At 75.7% G+C, this 621-nt stretch carries 1 protein-coding gene; it reads left to right on the top strand.

Translation table 11 applies throughout. The features are described from left to right. On the top strand, positions 1 to 621 hold a 621-nt coding region (locus AC2W7A_RS13195), incomplete at both ends, for a TadA family conjugal transfer-associated ATPase (RefSeq protein ID WP_485991722.1).

Raw genomic sequence — 621 nt, 5'->3', positions numbered from 1 at the left:
TGGGCCGACGCCCGCGTGGACGGGATCCGCGTGCATGCCGTGCTGCCGCCGCTGTCCGGGGCGGGACCGCTGCTGAGCCTGCGCGTGCCGGCCTCGAGCAGGCCGAGCCTGGGAGCGCTCGCCGAGGGCTGGCCGGACGGGAAACGATGGAAGGCCGCGGTGGACCATCTGGTGACCGCGCACGCCACCGTGCTGGTCTCCGGGGCGACCGGCACCGGCAAGACCACGCTGCTCTCCGCGGCGCTGGGCCAGGTGGACCCGGCCGAGCGGATCCTCACCGTCGAGGACACCCTCGAGGCGGCACCGGAGCATCCGCACGTGGTGGCCCTGCAGACCCGGTCTGCGAACGCCGAGGGCGCCGGTGAGGTGACGATGGCCGAGCTGATCCGGCAGGCGCTGCGCATGCGCCCGGACCGGCTGGTGGTCGGCGAGTGCCGCGGCGCCGAGGTGGCCGAGATGCTCACCGCCCTGAACACCGGACACCAGGGCGCCTGGGGGACCCTGCACGCGAACTCCGCCGAGGACGTGCCCGCACGCCTGGTGGCGATGGGCGCGCTCGCCGGGTGGTCCGCCGAGGCGGTGACCGCCCAGGTGCGGGCCGGCGTGGACGCGGTGCTGCAT

It is taken from the genome of Micrococcus sp. LASM2_SD2 (assembly GCF_057364565.1).
This window is presented reverse-complemented; position numbering and strand designations above follow the sequence as displayed.